Source organism: Cystobacter fuscus (genome assembly GCF_002305875.1).
Taxonomy (GTDB): domain Bacteria; phylum Myxococcota; class Myxococcia; order Myxococcales; family Myxococcaceae; genus Cystobacter; species Cystobacter fuscus_A.
The window spans coordinates 1,417,551-1,433,872 of the sequence record NZ_CP022098.1; the positions used below are offsets into that span (position 1 = coordinate 1,417,551).

The window sequence follows — 16,322 nt, forward strand, 5'->3', positions numbered from 1 at the left end:
GGCCTGCTGGCGCCGGGGGGCGTCTCCGACTTCAGCGTCCGATCAGGCCGCGCTCAACTGGCGCTGCAGCGACTGGGTGTCCACGTTGCTCCAGTACTCGACGATCTTCCCGTTCTCGAGCCGGTAGCGCAGGTTGTCCACGACCTCCGCCGTGCGGCCGGTGGCCGGGATGCCCATGAAGGTGCCGATGTGCTTGGCCTTCATGACGAGCTGACACGAGAAGGTCTCTCCCTCCTGGGAGAAGCCGTCGACGCGGAAGCTGATGTCGGAGAAGGTGTCCAGGAAGGCGCGAGTCATCTGCTCGAAGCCCTGGATGCCGGGGGTCTGCCCCGGATAGACGGGGTGGGAGACGATGTTCGCGGCGATGAAGTCGCCCAGTCGCCCCACATTGCGCTGGATGTAGAGCGTGTTCAGGAAATCCTCGTAGAACTGACGGGCCTTCGCGGCGTCCATGGTGGGTCCTTCCGGGGTAATCGGGGAACGGGATGATAGCGGGTGCCGTGATAAAGACAACGACTCCCGCCACGTGCGTCTGCGATTGGTAGGGTGGCCCATTGCCCTGATGGTGTGGAGTGAATTCTTCAGCCGCGGTGGATGTGCGCTGGACGCGTGTGTATTCAACCTCACGGGGCGTCCAGCCCGGGACGCGCTCGCCTGTTCGATTTGCGTAAAAGCAATAGCACTTCGAGCCGGGTCGTGGGGGCCACCAACTCCAATGGCACTCCCAACCTGCGGAACCAGGTGGAGAAGTGGGGCCTGGAGCTGGCGTCGGAAGGCCTCGTCGCCCTGGCGGTCGACAGCTTCACCCGGCGCAGGCCCTCCACGGTCCCCGACTCGGAAATCTCCCTGTGGCAGGACCCGTGCTCGGGCAAGAAGTACGGAGGGCGGGTCGATCCCTATACCACCCGCGTGCTGGATGCCCAGGCGGCTCGGGCCTGGCTGGCGACGGACAGCCGTATCAACGCGACGCGCATTGGCATCCTGGGCGGGTTCCAGGGCGCGCAGGCGGCCATGGTGGAGACCGCGCGACCACGGCCTGGTCCACCTACGGCTCCACGCCGGGCAGTGGGCACGAGTTGGTGTTCAGCTCATACACAGACGCCGAGCACGGCTTCGATGGCGAGTCGCAGACCTGGCCTACGTCCACGACGACCTGCTCGACGCCGGATACGTGCGCCATGAGGGACGCGGACCTCGACTCCCTGGCCTTCTTGCTGTCACACCTCTAGTTGAAGCCGAGACACGCCTCTTGGTATTCGAACTGCCCCGCCTGCTCACCCTGCTCGAGTAAAGCTTTGATGTTCGCGTAGGGCACGTGGGGAGGAACATCCACCGCCACCAGGCGGGGCAGGTCGCTGAGTTCCGAGGCACATCCCCGCTGGCGGAGGGCCTCGCGCACGGACTCGACATCCTCCTGGCGCGAGAACCAGAGCTGAAGGGTGCTGTGTCCGCTGGGACGCACCAGCTCGGAATACCAGAGGACTCCACCGGCGTCTGGTTGGGCCGCGACCACGTCCCCGAGTGAGACTTCCTTCGCGTAGAACGGGATGTTATCGATTTCGTATCCATCCTCCCGCTTGATGACCCACAGGGTCTCTGCCTCCTCTTCTCCCTCCGCATTCTCGAATGGGAAACGGAGTTTCAGGCGCTCATTCATGGAGACTTGTCCCCTTTCTCTTGATTGCACTCTCGGCAGAGGACCTGCCCATTGGAAGGCGACCCATCACCTCCCTTGCTTTTCGGGATGATGTGGTCACGCTCGCGCTGATTGACGGGTGGCGACACGCCTCGCTCGTTTTTCTTCGCGGGCACGACGTCCTCCCCGCAGTTCTCGCACTTGTTGCTGCCGTTGTTCTTCGCGGCGTTCGCCGCATCGATCTCCCTCTTCCCCGCGGGCGTGAAGGCTTTGCCTGAGCGGGCTCCCCCGGAACTGCCCCTCATAGCCTTACCGGCCACGATGTTGAGCTGGCTTGAAGAACTCCTGAGCGCCGACTGCTTTTCGACCGCCACGAATGTGAGTGGGGCTACGAGGGACGAGGCCGGTTCCGGATGGATGCGGGTATTTGTGGCCTGGACAGAGAAGGGCACGGCCAGCGCCAGGACCGTAGCGGCGAAGAACAAGTGGACCTTCGGGACGAGGCTGCGAGGCGTGAACATGGTGACCTTCCAAGAAGAGGTGCTCGGATCGAGTTCAAAAAAAACTTTACCACCGTGACTTCCTGGATGGGACGGGGAGCGAGCACTCCAGACGAATCCGTCCTGCAGCCGTAAGGCGGGAGTGGCGCCGCGTGAGTCACGCCCATCCCGGTGGGCTGTGTGTCCACAAGTTGTTGGATGCATGTCCCCGCTGCCTGCCCCAGTGATGTGGCTCCCCTGCGCTGACCTTCGACCAGTTCTTGCGCATCGCGCACCACGCGGTTGCGCCTGGGTGTTTCCGCCCAGGAAGTTTAGCTACACTCGCGGCGAGTTCGCAGGAGGCCCCATGCTCACTATCGCCCTGCGCAAGGCCGGCGGGCACATCCAGGTACTGGAAGCAATCGCCTTCAAGGGACAGCCCGAGGGCGATGCCTTCTGCCCCAGCGAAGACTGCGGGCAGCCCTTGGTGCCCGTCTCCGCCTTCGTGCGAGTGGGCAATATCCCCGTGCGTGCCTTTTTTCGGCATAGGCGGGGCACCGCTGCGAAGCGCCCGTGTTGGGGCGCGAAAGGGGAGGGGGGCTTGCACTTCGCCGCGAAGCTCCATCTCCGCGTGCGCCTTCAGGAACTCTGCGAGAAGGGTGGAGCGCTGGTTGTGGAACAACCCTGCCTGCGGTGTGCGGTGGGCCTGAGCCACGAAGTATTGCGCACAAAGCCGAGCGACGTGGTGCGCATCGAGCACTGGTTGGACCCGCGCCGCACCCTGCGGCCGGACGTGGTGCTCCTCCGGGCGGGCGTTCCTCTTCTCTCCTTTGAGGTGCGGGCTTCCCACCCCTGCTCGCCCAAGAAAATTGCCGCCCTCACTGTGGCTGGGGCACAGATGGTGGAGGTGGAGGCTTGGGTGCTGTTGGGGACGGAGACCACGTTGACTTGGTACCCGTCCGTGCCGCTTCCGCTGAAGCGGGCGGTGCTGCCGGTAGCACGGCAGCTATGCCCCGATTGCCAGACGGCGCAGGATTTCGAGGCCGCCTGTGAGCGGGCGGCGGAGGAGCGTCGCCAACGCGAGCGCGAGGAGCAGCAGCGGTGCGACGCGCAGCGTGCCCGCGAAAGGGAAGAGCAACAGCGGCGTGATGAACTGTGCGCTCGTGAGCGCCAGACTGAGTGGGCATGTGATGCGCAGCGAGCCCATGAGATGGAGGTGCAGCGCGAGGATGCTCGTCCGGTGTTGCGTGTGCAGGAGGAGGTTGCGCGTGCGAAGATTGCAGCGACCCCGCGTTTGGGTACTCTGCCGCTCAATCCTCGTCTCCATGCGGCAGCTCCTAATGTGGAAGTGCTCGCCCACTGCTTCGTGGACGTATGCCGTCCGGACGGAGTACGCGATGAACTGGAGCTTGTCTTGGAGCGCGCAGTCGGAGGCCCCCTGAAGGCTCAGTTGGTGGAGCGTAGAGCGAAAAACCCCAAGCAAGTGCAATTGCATGCACAGAGTGATCGACGGCTGTTGATGGAGTGGTGGGGAACTGCGGTGACGGACACGGATTCCCTCCTCCAGAAGGCGCGTGCAGCTGCCTCCGCCGAGTACAAGGTTGAGCGTGATGCGGGCTGCATCGTGGATCCCCATGGGGGCTTCCGGCTCGGTGCCGCGGACGTGAGCGCGTGGCCTCACCCCAACCACTGGTGGGAGGAGAGGGCCCAGCGGTGGGTCCGGGCGCGGCTGCGGCACATGCTCGCGGACGAGCTGAAGGTGTCGGAGAACGCCGTGGATGAGAGGCTCCCAGCCAGGTACTTCCATCGCATACTCGTGCGGTTCAAGCGCAACAAGCGGGACTTTGCAGCTTACGAGGCGGTAGGCAATGCCACATTCGACGACTGGCTGCGTGGAGGGACATGAGTGCTTCTGTCTCTGTCTTGCCTGGAAAGCCAAAACTCTTATCAGGTATGAAGATTGAGTGGACGTGGATGTCCGGGCTTGTGTGGAGTATCATGCCTCGCCATGGCGAGAGCTTCATGCCTGGCGAGGACGGGCAACTCATTGTTGTTGGGGGCGCAGCTCATTCTGGCGGGGTGCACGGGCTGGCCGCGAGGCGAGCCAGCCGGAGAGTTCCACTCCAGCCCTGATGCGTGTCAAATGCCTCATCACGACGCGAGGGACCAGCGCTCGCTGCCATGTCCTCCAAACCGTTCCGGAAGTCGAGGCCAGGATCGTGACGGCGCTGTCCATGCATCAGCGTGAGGCCATCCTTCATCGGGGAAGGCCTGCCTGGATTGACTATACCTTCAACATCCAGGTCCAGCCGTCGGATTTCAACGCCATCCCCAAGAGTCTGTATGCCACATGGGCGAAGAAGACGTCCGGGGAAACAGAGGCACAGACGACGGACGCGGAGTTGCTCCAGCTGGCCTCCTTTCTGTGTCGGCATCAACCGCTCGATTTCCCCGCGACTTCGCGGCTTCCCGCTGGAGTGGATCCCTCCCTGCTCATCCGTCGGGAGGATCTTCTCTTCAACGTTGGGCCGAGTTGCACCCCGCCCGCAGTGAGCCGTCCGTCCATTCCCTCTCGTTCGTGAAATCGCCCGAAGGCTGGTTCGCCGACTACCAGCTTCCGGAGAAGGCGCACCCGGCCGCTCCGTAGTCGGACATGCGCCTCAGTTCACCCCGCCCATCATCCGCCGCAAGGGTTTGACGAAGAGGGCGAGCAGGAGGCCCGCGGCGATGGCGACGGCGGCCACCGCGCCGAAGAGCTGGGGCAGGGGCATGGCCTCGAACTGCCCGGCCACGCGCCCGGCGATGAGGTTGCCGAGCGACATGGACATGAACCACACGCCCATCATCATGCCCACCGTGCGTGGCGGAGCGAGCTTCGTCACCGTGCTCAATCCCACGGGGCTCAGGCTCAGCTCGCCGAAGGTGTGCAGCAGGTAGGTGAGCACCAGCCACATCGGGCTCACCCGATGGCCTCCCGCGGCCGCGAGCGACGCGCCCACCATCACCAGGAATCCCGCCCCCAACATCACCAGTCCCAGGGAGAACTTGGCGGGACTGGAGGGCTCGTGGCCTCGCCGGTTGAGCCACACCCACAGCCAGGCGAACACCGGCGCCAGGGTGATGATGAATACCCCATTGATGGACTGGAGGAGGCTCGCGGGCACGTTCCAGCCGAACACGTCGCGGTCCGTGAGCTCCCGGGCGAAGAGGTTGAGCGAGGAGCCCGCCTGCTCGAAGCCGGCCCAGAAGACGGTGGAGCTCAGGAAGAAGACACCGATGACCGCCAGGCGGCGCTTGTCCGCGGCCTCGAGCCCCCCCGCGGCGAACATGTACCCGAAGAAGGCGAGCGCGAGCGCCACGATGACGAAGCCCGCCGCGTCGCCCAGGCCCACCGCGTTCGTCATGTCCACGACGCCCAATCCCTGCAACACGCCCAGGAGCACCACCAGCACCGCCCCCACTCCGAGCACCAGACCGCGCGAGCCCGCGCGTGGCGCCTCGGCGGACGGCTCCGTGCTCCCGCGCGTGGACAGTCCCACGTCGCCCAGGTGTCTGGCGCCCGCCACGTACTGGATGAGCCCGAGCACCATGCCGACGCCCGCGACGCCAAAGCCCGCGTGCCAGCTCACGCGCTCGCCCAGCAGGCCCACCACGATGGGCGCCACGGACACGCCGATGTTGATGCCCATGTAGAAGATGGAGAAGCCCGCGTCGCGCCGCGCCCCGCCCTCGGGGTAGAGCCCACCCACCATGGCGCTGATGTTGGGCTTGAGCAGCCCCGTGCCCGTCACGATGAGCACGAGCCCCAGGTAGAAGAACGCCACCCCGGTCATCGCCATGCTGAAGTGCCCGAGCGCGATGATGATGCCGCCCACGAGCACCGCGCGCCGCTGGCCGATGAACCGGTCCGCGAGCCAGCCTCCCGGCAGCGCGGTGAGGTACACCGCCGAGCCATACAGGCCATAGATGGCGCTCGCCTTCGCCGTGTCGAAGCCCAGTCCTCCCCGCGCCGCCGTCTCCGTCATGAAGAGGATGAGCAACGCCTTCATGCCGTAGAAGCTGAAGCGCTCCCACATCTCCGTGAAGAACAGCGTGGCCAGTCCCCGCGGATGGCCGAAGAAGCCCCGGGTCGCGAGCGGTGGGGCCGCCGATTCTCCGGAGAGCGAGGGGGCCGTGGTCATCGTCATGGCGAACTCCAAGGGGGAACGGCTGGCGTACGTCCTGCCGACCCCTCACTCTATCGCTTGGACTTTTCCAGGGCCATTGGATGCACTCGCGTTCGCGCGCGGAGGCTCACGAACCTTCGGAGGCGCGAGCGTTCACGCTAGAGTCGCCCCGCCCACGGGCCAGAAGAACCTGGTGCGTGGTCCCCTTCGACGAGACGAGACACGGAGATGCCTGTCCCCCAGAACGTGGCCACGGACTATGGTTTCCGCTCGACCGCCCCCGGGTACATCATTCCCGCGGAAGCGCGTCTGTGGTTCGAGGATCTCAAGGCCCGGGTGCTTCGCCTCGAGGGACGGCCCTTCGGGTTGCTGGTGGATTCACGCACCCAGAAGTCCAATCCCCCCGAGAGCCAGGAGATCATCCGCGATGCGATGGTGTGGTTGCGCGACCATGGCATGCAGCGCTCGGTGGTGGTGTTGGACAGCACCGTGGCGTTGATCCAGATCCTCCGCATCGCCAAGTCCACGGGCGTCTACTCCTACGAGCGCTACCTGGATGCGTTGAAGGAGCCGCAGTGGGAGCGCAAGGCGGTGGATTGGCTCGCCCACGGCATCGACCCGGACCTGCCGCCCCCTTCCCCCTCGCGGGAGGGTTGAGGTTGCGGCCCATGTCTTCGCCGGACATCGATCGCCTCGCGCCCACGCGCCGCCCGGACGAGCGGCCGGTGATGTACCAGAGCTGGCGCCACCTGCTCTTCCTGCACTGGTCGCTGCCCGTGGAACAGGTGGCCCCGCTGCTGCCCGAGGGCCTCACGCTCGACACCTTCGAGGGCCGGGCCTGGGTGGGGCTCGTGCCCTTCACCATGCGCGGGGTGCGGCCCCGGGGCCTGCCCGCGGTGGGCTTCCTGTCGGACTTCCACGAGACGAACGTGCGCACCTACGTGCACTTCCAGGGGCGCGACCCGGGCGTCTGGTTCTTCAGCCTCGAGGCCGCCAACGCCATCGCGGTCCGGCTGGCGAGGGCATGGTTCAAGCTGCCCTACCATTATGCGGGCATGGAGCTGACGGCGGCGCCCGGGGGGACTTCCTACGCCTACCGCTCCGAGCGCCGCTGGCCCCCGCCCACGCCCGCCACCTGCGCGGTGCGGTGCAGGCCGAAGGGGAGCGCGTCCACGTCCACGCCGGGCACGCTCCAGCACTTCCTCGTCGAGCGCTACTTCCTCTACTCCCAGGCTCGCGGCGAGCTCTACCGCGGGCAGGTGCACCACGCGCCCTACGAGGTGAGGGGCGCGGACGTGGAGGGCCTGGAGGAAACGCTCCTGGCGGCCGCGGGCCTGTCCCGCCCGTCCGAGGCGCCCCTGGCCCACTTCTCCGAGGGCGTGGACGTGGACGTGTTCCGCTTGCGGCGCGTGGTGCGCTGACGCGCGCTCAGCTTCCGCAGTCGGCGGAGCAGTAGGCGGGCAGGCCGCTCTTCTCCGTCTGCTCGCACACGCCGTTGCCGCAGGTGGCGATGTCCGATGGCTTCATCCTCGTGGAGACGGGCCGGTAGGTGATGCCGTTGTAGACGCAGGAGGTGTAGTAGCTCTGGCTGCTGTCGAGGGTGCAGTACTGCGAGCAGCTCCCCACGTACACCATGGGCGAGCACTGCGACGAGGAGGACGCGCCCGGCAGGCCGCACAGGCGGGGGCTGCTCTGCTGGGCCGCGAGCGACAGGCCGTCATTGCCGCCGAACACGCCGGTGCTCCCATCGAAGAGGTTGCCGAAGAAGCACGCCTCGCGCAGCGTGTGGCTGGTGAGCTCCTGCGAGGTGGTGGCGATCACATTGTTGGCTCCGTCCAGGCCCCGCAGGGAGACGGTGACGTGCAGGCCGTACTTGTTGGCGTGCGCCGCCAGGCACGCGGACACCACCTGGAGCTCCGCCGTCGTGGCCGCCAGCCCGCTGCTCCAACTGGGGGCCAGTCCCAACACGCCGGTCCACACATAGGTCGTCCCGGTGCTGGGGGCCGTGTACGTGCGCGTCGAGCCCGCCGGCACCGCGCACTCCACCAGGTACCTCATCACCTCGGCGCGCAGCGCCGCGTTCACCTGGAACCAGTTGTGGAAGGTCGTCGTGGAGAGGCCGTTGAGGCTCAGCCCGTTGAGGCTCAGGCCGTTGAGGCTCAGCCCGTTGAGGCTCAGCCCGTTGAGGCTCAGCCCGTTGCTCAGCAGGAGTTCCTGTCGCGCTTCCTCGGGAGTCTCCGCTTCCGGGAACGTGTCCTCTCCGGGTCCACACCCGATGGTGAATACCAGCAGGATACCTGCCCACCACTGCCATCCCGTCGGGCCACTGCTTTCATGATTGCTCCGAGCCTCGAAGGTCTTCATCAGCATGGACTTCCTCCCCCCCAAAACGGATGTGGATGTTCGGTGAAGCGACTCCTCCTGTGTGGGAACTCTCGGAAAAACCCCGACAACCCGTTCTCCACGCCTTTACTGTGACAAAAGATAAAGCCGTGTAGAAGAGAAACTTCATGTAGTCGATTATTTCTAGTTTAGTCGAAAACACCTGGACCGCGGGGCATACCCGAATGACGGGGAGTCATCATTTCGCGGGGTTGTGTCTCGTACCGGGTACGAGGCGCGGGCGGACACACGGGGGGCCCACGAGGGCCACACCCCGTTGTTCAACGCACGCGTGGGAGGTGATGGAGGGAAAGCGGGGACGTCAGGCGCGCGCGGCCGCGGGGGTGATGCCCAACCCGTTCGTGTCGCGCACCACCCAGCCGGCGATGTCCGCCAGGGGACCGCCGGTGATGTCGATGCCCTCGGGGCCGCGCCGGGCATCCACCTGGCCCACGTGGACGCAGGCGCGCACGCTCACGCGGGTGCCTCGGGCGCGGGCCTGGGCCCGCTCGTGGAGCTGGTGCGCCGTCTCCAGCAACTCGCGCGCGCCCGTGCGCGGCGGCTCGTCGAGCGGACGCACCCCCAGCAGCGCCATGCCGGTCTGCACGGCGAGCACGAAGCCCGCGGCGCGCAGGTCCTGCTCGAGCCCGTCGAGCACCTCGGAGACGGTGGTGTAGGCGGCGTCGTCCTCGGCGCCCTCTTCGATCACCACCTCGGCATGCAGGGCGAAGGCGCGCACGCTGCGGCTGATGGCGGTGAGCCGGGTGGTGGACGCGGGCAACACCGCCTCGCGCAGCGCGGTGCGGAAGGAGTCCACGTCCGGGTAGCGGTGCTCGGCCTCCTTCTCCAGGCAGCGCAACACCACCGCGTCCACCGCGGGCGGCACGGGCGCCTCGGTGCTCGGCCGTGGCGGGGGAGCCTCCAGGTGCATGCGCTCCACCTCCAGCCGGTCATCGGACTGGAAGGGGTAGTGGCCGGTGAGCATCTGGTAGAGCAGCACGCCCAGCGCGTACACGTCCGTGGTGGGGCCGATGCTGCCGCTGCGGAACTGCTCGGGCGCCATGGCCTGCGAGGTGCCCAGGCGCTGGCCGGCGATCGTCAGCCCCTCCTGGCCCGGCTCGGGGTGGATGAACTTGGCGATGCCGAAGTCGAGCAGCTTCACCACCGGGGGCTCGCCCTCGGACACCACGGCCACGTTGCTCGCCTTGAGATCCCGATGCACCACGCCCGCGCGATGGGCCGCTTCCAACGCCTCGCACACCGGCTCGAGGAAGGCGAGTGCCCGCTCCGGCGACAGGCGTCCCCGCTCGTGCAGCAGCTGGCTGAGCGTGCGGCCTGGCAGCAGCTCCATGACATAATAAGGACTGCCATCCGGCAGCATGCCGAAGTCGTACACGTCGACGATATGCGGGTGGCGGATCTGATTGACGACCCGCGCCTCGCGCACGAAGCGTTGCAACATCTCGCCTTGATCCGTCAGGTGCGGATGCAACACCTTCACCGCGGCGCGCCGGCCGAGGATGCGGTGTTCCGCCTCGTACACGGCCCCGTGCCCTCCGGAAGCCAGTACCGCCTTGAGGACGTATTCCCCCGCGAGCACTCCAGGAGAGACCTGTACTCGGGCAGGTACATCCCGAGACGGTGTATGCTCTTTGTGGGGAAGGATGTGGAAGGTGCTATCCAGGTCCGCCATCATTCAAGATTAGCACTTTGGATGGAGTGTTCTCACGGGGGGGGGTCCCCCCTCTGTCGAGCGGAGGGCACTTGAGCTAACCTGAGGAGGCGGGCTGTCCTGTGGCTGATGGATGGGGTGTCCCGTGTCCGGGTGGGGGTGCTGCGACCGGACCCGAGTCTGCTGGATACTACTCCCCTCCGATGGATGAACCCTGACCCTGGTAGGCGCATGCTCATGAAGATGGTGGACGACCTCACGATGTGCGGAGGGCCGGCGAAGCCACTCGCCGCCGCGGAGAGCGCATGCCTCATCCTCACCAGCACCACCACCCCGGCGGCCATCGGCAAGGTCTTCCGCATCGAGGCGGGCGAGCACGTGCTCGGACGGGGCGCGGACGCGGGCTTTCAAATCAATGACCATGGGGTGTCGCGCCGGCACGCGCGCATCACCCGCACGCCCGAGGGCGGCTTCCACCTGGCGGACCTCGGCTCCACCAACGGCACCTACCTCAATGGCGTGCGCATCGCGTCCGCCGAGCTGCACGAGGGGGACCGGGTGCAGATCGGCACCGTGACGGTGCTGCGCTTCTCCATGCGCGAGCTGGTGGAGCAGGGCGAGGAGCAGTTGCGCCAGGCGCTGAGCGCGGCGCGCGTGGGCATCTGGGATTGGAACGCGGTGACGGGCGCGGTGACGTGGAGCGAGCAGGTGGACAGGCTCCTGGGTCTGCCGGTCGGTTCGCTGTCGGGCAGGCCCACGGACCTGGGCGAGGTGGTGCAGCCGGGGGATTTGAAGCGGGTGCGCGAGGCGCTCGCCGTGGCGCTCGCCCAGCGCGCGCACCTGGACGTGGAGTACCGCATCGAGGTGTCGGGCGCGCGCGGCCGGTGGTTGTCGTGCAAGGGCGACGTGCTGTGCGACGAGACGGGCGCGCCCGTGCGCATCACCGGCACGGTGATGGACATCACCGAGCGCAAGCTGGCCGAGCAGGAGCTGCGCCGTCAGGCGCTCATCTTCGAGAGCCTGTGCGAGGGCGTGGTCATCACGGACAGGGGCGGGCGCATCATCGACTGGAACGCGAGCGCGGAGAAGATGTTCGGCCGGGGCAAGGCCGAGGCGCTCGGTCAGACGCTCTCGGCGCTCCTGCATCCGGGGCAGGAGGACAAGCGCACGGGCGAGGTGCTCGCGGCGCTGGAGGCGCAGGGGCGGTGGACGGGGGAGCTGGACTTCCAGCGGCCCGACGGCACGCAGTGCTCGTGCGAGTCCGTGGTGGCGCCGCTGCGCGACGCGGAGGGGCGGACCATCGCGCACATCCTCGTGCACCGCGACACCACCGAGCGCCGGCTGTTGCAGAGCCGCCTGCAGGTGGCCGATCGGCTCGCGTCGGTGGGCACGCTGGGCGCGGGCGTGGCGCACGAAATCAACAATCCGCTGGCCTACATGCTCGTCAACCTGCACCTGGTGTCCGAGCGTCTGGAGCGCTTCAAGCAATCGGCGGTGGGCACCGAGGTGGAGCCGCTGCAGCAGGTGGTGCGCGAGACGGTGGAGGGCGCCGAGCGCATCGCCTCCATCGTGCGGGATTTGAAGACGTTCGCCCGTGGCCAGCAGGAGGACAAGCTGGGGCCGGTGGAAGCGAGCAAGGCGGTGGAGCTGGCGTGCAAGATGGCGGACAACGTCATCAAGCACCGGGCCCGGCTGGTGACGCAGTTCGAGCCGGTGCCGGCGGTGCAGGGCAGCGAGTCGCGCCTGTGCCAGGTGTTCCTCAACCTGCTGCTCAACGCGGCGCATGCCATCCCCGAGGGGGACGCGCAGGAGCATGAAATCCGCGTCGTCATCCGCTCCCATGGCGCGAGCGAGGTGGTGGTGGAGGTGCGCGACACGGGCGTGGGCATGACGCCCGAGGTGCGCGCGCGCGTCTTCGATCCCTTCTTCACCACCAAGCCCGTGGGCGAGGGGACGGGACTGGGGTTGTCCATCTGCCACGGCATCATCGACTCGATGGGGGGCCGTATCGGCGTGGACAGCACGCCCGGCAGGGGCAGCACCTTCCGCGTGTTCCTCGGGATCGCGGGCACGCCCATGGAGGCGCGCTCGGAGCCGGAGCCCCTGCCCACGGTGGGCCGGGCGCGCATCCTCGTGGTGGACGACGAGCCGTACGTGACGCGGGCGTTGCAGCGCTCGCTGTCGCCCGAGCACGAGGTGGCCACCGTCAACGGGGCGCGCGCCGCGCTCAAGCTGCTCGATCAAGGCAACCGCTACGATCTCATCCTCTGTGACGTGATGATGCCGGGGATGACGGGCATGGACCTGTACGCCGAGCTCAACCGCAGCGCGCCGGACCAGGCCCAGCGCGTGGTCTTCATGACGGGCGGGGCCTTCACCCCACGCGCGTTGAGCTTCCTGCAGGAGGTGCCCAACCCGAAGCTCAGCAAGCCGTTGGATATGCGCCAGCTCCGGGCCCTGGTGGGCCGCTCCTCCCAGTTGCAGGGCTCCGCGTCCAATGACGCGGCGAGTCCGCCGGTGGCCCTGCTCCAGGGCGGTGCGAGGTGAGCGAGCGACAGGCGGATCGCGCGCGAGAGGAAGCCTCGCGTCCGTCCTCCCCGGAGTCCCCGCTCCAGACCGTTGCACCGGAGCCCTCCGCGCCGGCCGAGTGGACGCCGCGCGCGTGGCTGGTGGGCCTGGGCATTGGCGCGATGCTCGCCGTCACCAATGTCTACATGGGACTGAAGACGGGCCTCTGGGAGTCCGGGTGCCTGATGTCGGCGCTGCTGGCCTTCGGGGGCCTGTCGTTGCTCTCCTGGCGCGGCGCCCCACCGTCGCCCCTGGAGACGAACCTCGCCCAGACGACCGCGGTCTCGGTGGGGGCGATGCCCGCGAGCGCGGGGCTGATCGGCGCGGTACCCGCGCTGGCGCTGCTGGGCACGCAACCTCCCGGCTGGGCGGCGGCGGCGTGGGGCGTGGGGCTGGGTGCGCTGGGCGTGCTCTTCGCCTACCTGTCGCGACGGCGGCTGTTGGAGGAGGAGGCGCTGCCGTTTCCCACCGGGGTGGCCACCTCGCAGCTCATCTCCACGCTACACTCCACGGGCTCGGCCTACGCGGAGCGGGCACGGGGCTTGTGGGTGAGTGGCGTGCTCTCCGCGGCGCTCACCTGGCTGAGGGACGCGCGCGGGGTGATTCCCGGGGCGTCGTTGCTGCCGGCGAGCGTGCGGGTGGGTGGGGTGGGCGCGGATCGCCTGCTGCTGGGGGTGGGGTGGACGCCGATGCTGCTGGGCATTGGCGTGCTCGCGGGTCCCCAGGTGGGCTTGAGCCTGTTGCTGGGCTCGGCGCTGACCTGGGGGGGGGTGGCGCCCTGGCTCGTCCACACCGGGAAGGCGTCGGCCGAGTACAGCGAGCTGTCCTCCTGGCTGTTGTGGCCGGGCGTGGGGTTGATGGTGGGGGCGTCGGCCACGTCGCTGCTGTCCCAGTTGCGCGCGCTGCCGGCGATGGTGGGTGACATGCGGGCGCTCGGTGCGCACCGCGAGGGCTGGGAGTCCACGGTGAGCCGCGGGGTGGGGCGGGCGGTGCTTCCCGTCATCCTCCTGTGCCTGCTGGCGGGCACCTGGGCCTTCGGGTTGAGCCCGCTCGAGTTGCTGCTGGCGCTGGGGGTGACCTTCCCGCTGTGCGTGGTGTGTGCCCGGGCGACGGGACAGTCGGACATCGCGCCCATCAGCCATGTGGGCCAGCTCACGCAGGTGGGCTTCGGCGCGGTGGCGCCTGGGCGGGAGGGCCTCAACATCGCGGCCGGAGCGGTGGTGTCCGGGGCCGCGTCGCACACCAGCGCGAGCTTGTGGTCGCTCCAGGCGGGCCGGCTGCTGGGCGCCAGTGCCTCGCGCCAGTTCCTCGCGCAGTTGTCGGGTCTGCTGTGGGGCGCCGCGGTGGCCGTTCCCGCCTACCTCGTGCTGGTGTCGGTGTATGGGCTCGAGTCGAGCGTGCTGCCCGTGCCCACCGCGAGGCAGTTCAAGGCCGTGGCGCAGCTCACCTCCCAGGGCCTCGCGGGCCTGCCGCCCGGCTCCGCGCTGGCCATGGGCGGGGCCTTCCTCGCGGGCGGCCTGTTGTCGGTGGTGGGCTCGCGCGAGCGCTGGGCCCGGGTGCTGCCTTCGGCGGCGGCCATGGGCATCGGGTTCTTCGTGCCGGCCTACTACGCGGTGACGATCTGCCTGGGCTCCCTGATGGTCTCCGCCGTGGGCCGTCTGCGGCCCTCCGCGCTTCAGTCCGTGCAGGCGGTGGGCTCCGGAGCCATCCTCGGCGAGACGCTCCTGGGCGTGCTCATCGCGGTGCTGATCGCCTCCGGCCTCATGGCCCCGCCGGGGTGAGTCCTCGCGGTGCCGGAGCGGGTGCCGCGCACTCATAGCGCCAGGTGTTGCGCTTGCGCGTGTAGCTGCCACCGGAGCCGGGGACGCACTCGAGCAACATCCGGGTGTCCATCGTCTTCGCGGCGGAGACGGTGTACGGGGTGGTGGTCTGGAAGGTGGCCGCCTCGCGCACTCCCGAGGGCGTGTCGGGGCGGATGGCGGCCCAGCCGCGCGTCCACTCGAGGAAGCGCGGGGGGTGTTCGGCGAGGTACGCCTGGGCGTCGTCGTCCAGCATCCGGGGCGAGTTGAGCGCGAGGAGGTCCACGACGAAGGCCCGTCCGAAGAAGCGCGAGGCCCCCGCGTCGAGCACCCACACGACGTCCTCGGGCGAGGCGCGTGCGAGGAAGAGGCCCTCGCGCACCTGCAGGTCGTCGATGTTGTGCGCGTCGTTCTCCAACCGCTCCAGTCGTGGCACGAGGCCCGTGGCCACCACCAGGGGGAGTGCCACCGCGACGAGCGCGGGCAGGCGCGGGCCGTGCCTGGCCAGCCGGGCCTCCATCCATGCGCCCAGGAGGATGGGCAGGGGCGCCAGGATGAAGGGCAGCGCGGGCAGGACATAGCGCTGGAGGTAGAAGGTCTGGGAGATCGCCGAGCGCAACAGGGCCATGGAGACGGCGACGAACACCAGGCCCACGGCGAGCAGTCCGGCGGCCCTCCGCTCGGGGGTCGTCATGCTTCGGCGGTACACCGCGGCGCGCAGTGCGAGCACGGCGAGTACGGTGAGCACGGGCCAGGGCAGGGCCAGCTCGGGCAGCAGCTTCCACAGTCCCAGCGCCGCGGCGCGCAGCATCGACAGGAACACGGGCTCGTCCGGGTGGATGGTGACCTTGGCGTAGAACGTCCCGGGCAGCGGTCTGCCCGAGGCATGGAGGTTCCACGCGGCCCACGCGCCGCCCGCGAGTGCCACGCCCACGCCCGCCTCCACCCAGCGGCGCACGAGTGGCCGGAGGCCGGGCTGGGGGCGCACGACGAGCGGCAGGAGGAAGACGAAGAGCCCTCCCTCGGGACGGGCCAACAGGCCGGCCGCGCCACACAGCGCGTACAGGCCCGGCCGCTGGCCGAGCAGCACGAGCACACAGCCCACCGCCACGAGCGTGGCCAGGGGCACCTCCATGCCGGAGATGCTCGCCGCCACCAGATGAGGACTCACCAGCACGAGCAGCGCCGCGCTCGCGGCCCACCGGCGGCCCGCGTCCCGGAACATGAGGTAGCAGCCCGCCGCCGTGAGCGCGTGCAGCAGGAAGCCGAGCAGCCTGGTGACGAGCACCGAGCGCTCCACTCCCGGCTCCCCGAGGTAGGCCACCGACGTGACGATCGCCCACAGGGGCGAGGTCTCTCCGGTGGCGGGCACGCCGGGGTTGTAGCTGAGGCCCTCGCCCCGGGCCACGCTGCGCGCGTACACGGCGTGGATCCACGCGTCATCGAGCGGAAAGCCCCGCTCCCGCCAGTAGTCGGGCACGAGCGCGAAGGTGCTCATCAGCACCGCGAGCGCGCAGAGCACGCCCACGAGCCCGGTGACACGTCCGTTCGGAAGAGAGGGTGAGGCGGGGGAGGAAGGACCGTTCATGAACGATCGCGACTCTATGTCAGCTCCATGTC

At 68.4% G+C, this 16,322-nt stretch carries 12 protein-coding genes; 5 read left to right on the forward strand and 7 right to left on the reverse strand.

What is annotated here, in order from left to right; translation table 11 throughout:
* Nucleotides 1-42: 42 nt before the first annotated feature.
* From CYFUS_RS05990 to CYFUS_RS06000, 3 genes are all read right to left on the reverse strand, one after another.
* Complete coding sequence (locus tag CYFUS_RS05990; protein WP_157758268.1) at nucleotides 43-453, reverse strand: ester cyclase; 411 nt, start codon at nucleotides 451-453, stop codon at nucleotides 43-45.
* Between the two features lie 772 nt (nucleotides 454-1,225).
* On the reverse strand, nucleotides 1,226-1,657 hold the full coding sequence (locus tag CYFUS_RS05995; protein ID WP_095984355.1) for a DUF4265 domain-containing protein: 432 nt from the start codon (nucleotides 1,655-1,657) through the stop codon (nucleotides 1,226-1,228).
* The gene (locus tag CYFUS_RS06000; protein WP_157758269.1) at nucleotides 1,654-2,157 is read right to left on the reverse strand and encodes an HNH endonuclease; all 504 of its coding nucleotides are present in this window, start codon (nucleotides 2,155-2,157) and stop codon (nucleotides 1,654-1,656) included. Before CYFUS_RS06000 ends, CYFUS_RS05995 begins: the two co-directional genes overlap by 4 nt.
* 325 nt (nucleotides 2,158-2,482) lie before the next feature.
* On the opposite strand from CYFUS_RS06000, the gene CYFUS_RS06005 reads away from it, so the two are divergent.
* Nucleotides 2,483-4,021, forward strand: coding sequence for a hypothetical protein (locus CYFUS_RS06005; protein WP_095984357.1), 1,539 nt, complete (start codon nucleotides 2,483-2,485; stop codon nucleotides 4,019-4,021).
* 754 nt (nucleotides 4,022-4,775) lie between these two features.
* On the opposite strand, the gene CYFUS_RS06020 is transcribed toward CYFUS_RS06005, so the two are convergent.
* Nucleotides 4,776-6,302 carry a peptide MFS transporter gene (locus CYFUS_RS06020; RefSeq protein WP_095984360.1) on the reverse strand — a complete coding sequence of 509 codons (1,527 nt, stop codon included), beginning with the start codon at nucleotides 6,300-6,302 and terminating at the stop codon, nucleotides 4,776-4,778.
* Nucleotides 6,303-6,509: 207 nt separating this feature from the next.
* Between CYFUS_RS06020 and CYFUS_RS06025 the strand changes: the two genes are divergently transcribed.
* Together CYFUS_RS06025 and CYFUS_RS06030 are read left to right on the forward strand one after the other, a co-directional pair.
* Nucleotides 6,510-6,938 (forward strand): hypothetical protein, encoded by a 429-nt coding sequence (locus tag CYFUS_RS06025; protein ID WP_095984361.1) that lies wholly within the window; start codon nucleotides 6,510-6,512, stop codon nucleotides 6,936-6,938.
* 11 nt (nucleotides 6,939-6,949) lie between these two features.
* Nucleotides 6,950-7,702, forward strand: a complete 753-nt coding sequence (locus CYFUS_RS06030) for a YqjF family protein (RefSeq protein ID WP_232537396.1) — start codon at nucleotides 6,950-6,952, stop codon at nucleotides 7,700-7,702.
* 7 nt (nucleotides 7,703-7,709) lie between these two features.
* Here the strand turns inward: CYFUS_RS06030 and CYFUS_RS06035 are convergent, their stop codons facing one another.
* On the reverse strand, nucleotides 7,710-8,651 hold the full coding sequence (locus CYFUS_RS06035) for a hypothetical protein (protein ID WP_095984363.1): 942 nt from the start codon (nucleotides 8,649-8,651) through the stop codon (nucleotides 7,710-7,712).
* Between the two features lie 334 nt (nucleotides 8,652-8,985).
* A complete protein-coding gene (locus CYFUS_RS06040; protein WP_095984364.1) occupies nucleotides 8,986-10,359 on the reverse strand; it encodes a serine/threonine-protein kinase in 1,374 nt (457 codons plus the stop codon).
* 207 nt (nucleotides 10,360-10,566) lie between these two features.
* Between CYFUS_RS06040 and CYFUS_RS06045 the strand changes: the two genes are divergently transcribed.
* Together CYFUS_RS06045 and CYFUS_RS06050 are read left to right on the forward strand one after the other, a co-directional pair.
* Nucleotides 10,567-12,882: an ATP-binding protein gene (locus tag CYFUS_RS06045; RefSeq protein WP_095984365.1), complete on the forward strand. Its 2,316-nt coding sequence runs from the start codon at nucleotides 10,567-10,569 to the stop codon at nucleotides 12,880-12,882.
* A complete protein-coding gene (locus CYFUS_RS06050) occupies nucleotides 12,879-14,684 on the forward strand; it encodes an OPT/YSL family transporter (RefSeq protein WP_095984366.1) in 1,806 nt (601 codons plus the stop codon). Before CYFUS_RS06045 ends, CYFUS_RS06050 begins: the two co-directional genes overlap by 4 nt.
* On the opposite strand, the gene CYFUS_RS06055 is transcribed toward CYFUS_RS06050, so the two are convergent.
* Nucleotides 14,665-16,290, reverse strand: coding sequence for a hypothetical protein (locus CYFUS_RS06055; protein ID WP_095984367.1), 1,626 nt, complete (start codon nucleotides 16,288-16,290; stop codon nucleotides 14,665-14,667). The genes CYFUS_RS06050 and CYFUS_RS06055 overlap by 20 nt on opposite strands.
* Nucleotides 16,291-16,322: the final 32 nt, after the last annotated feature.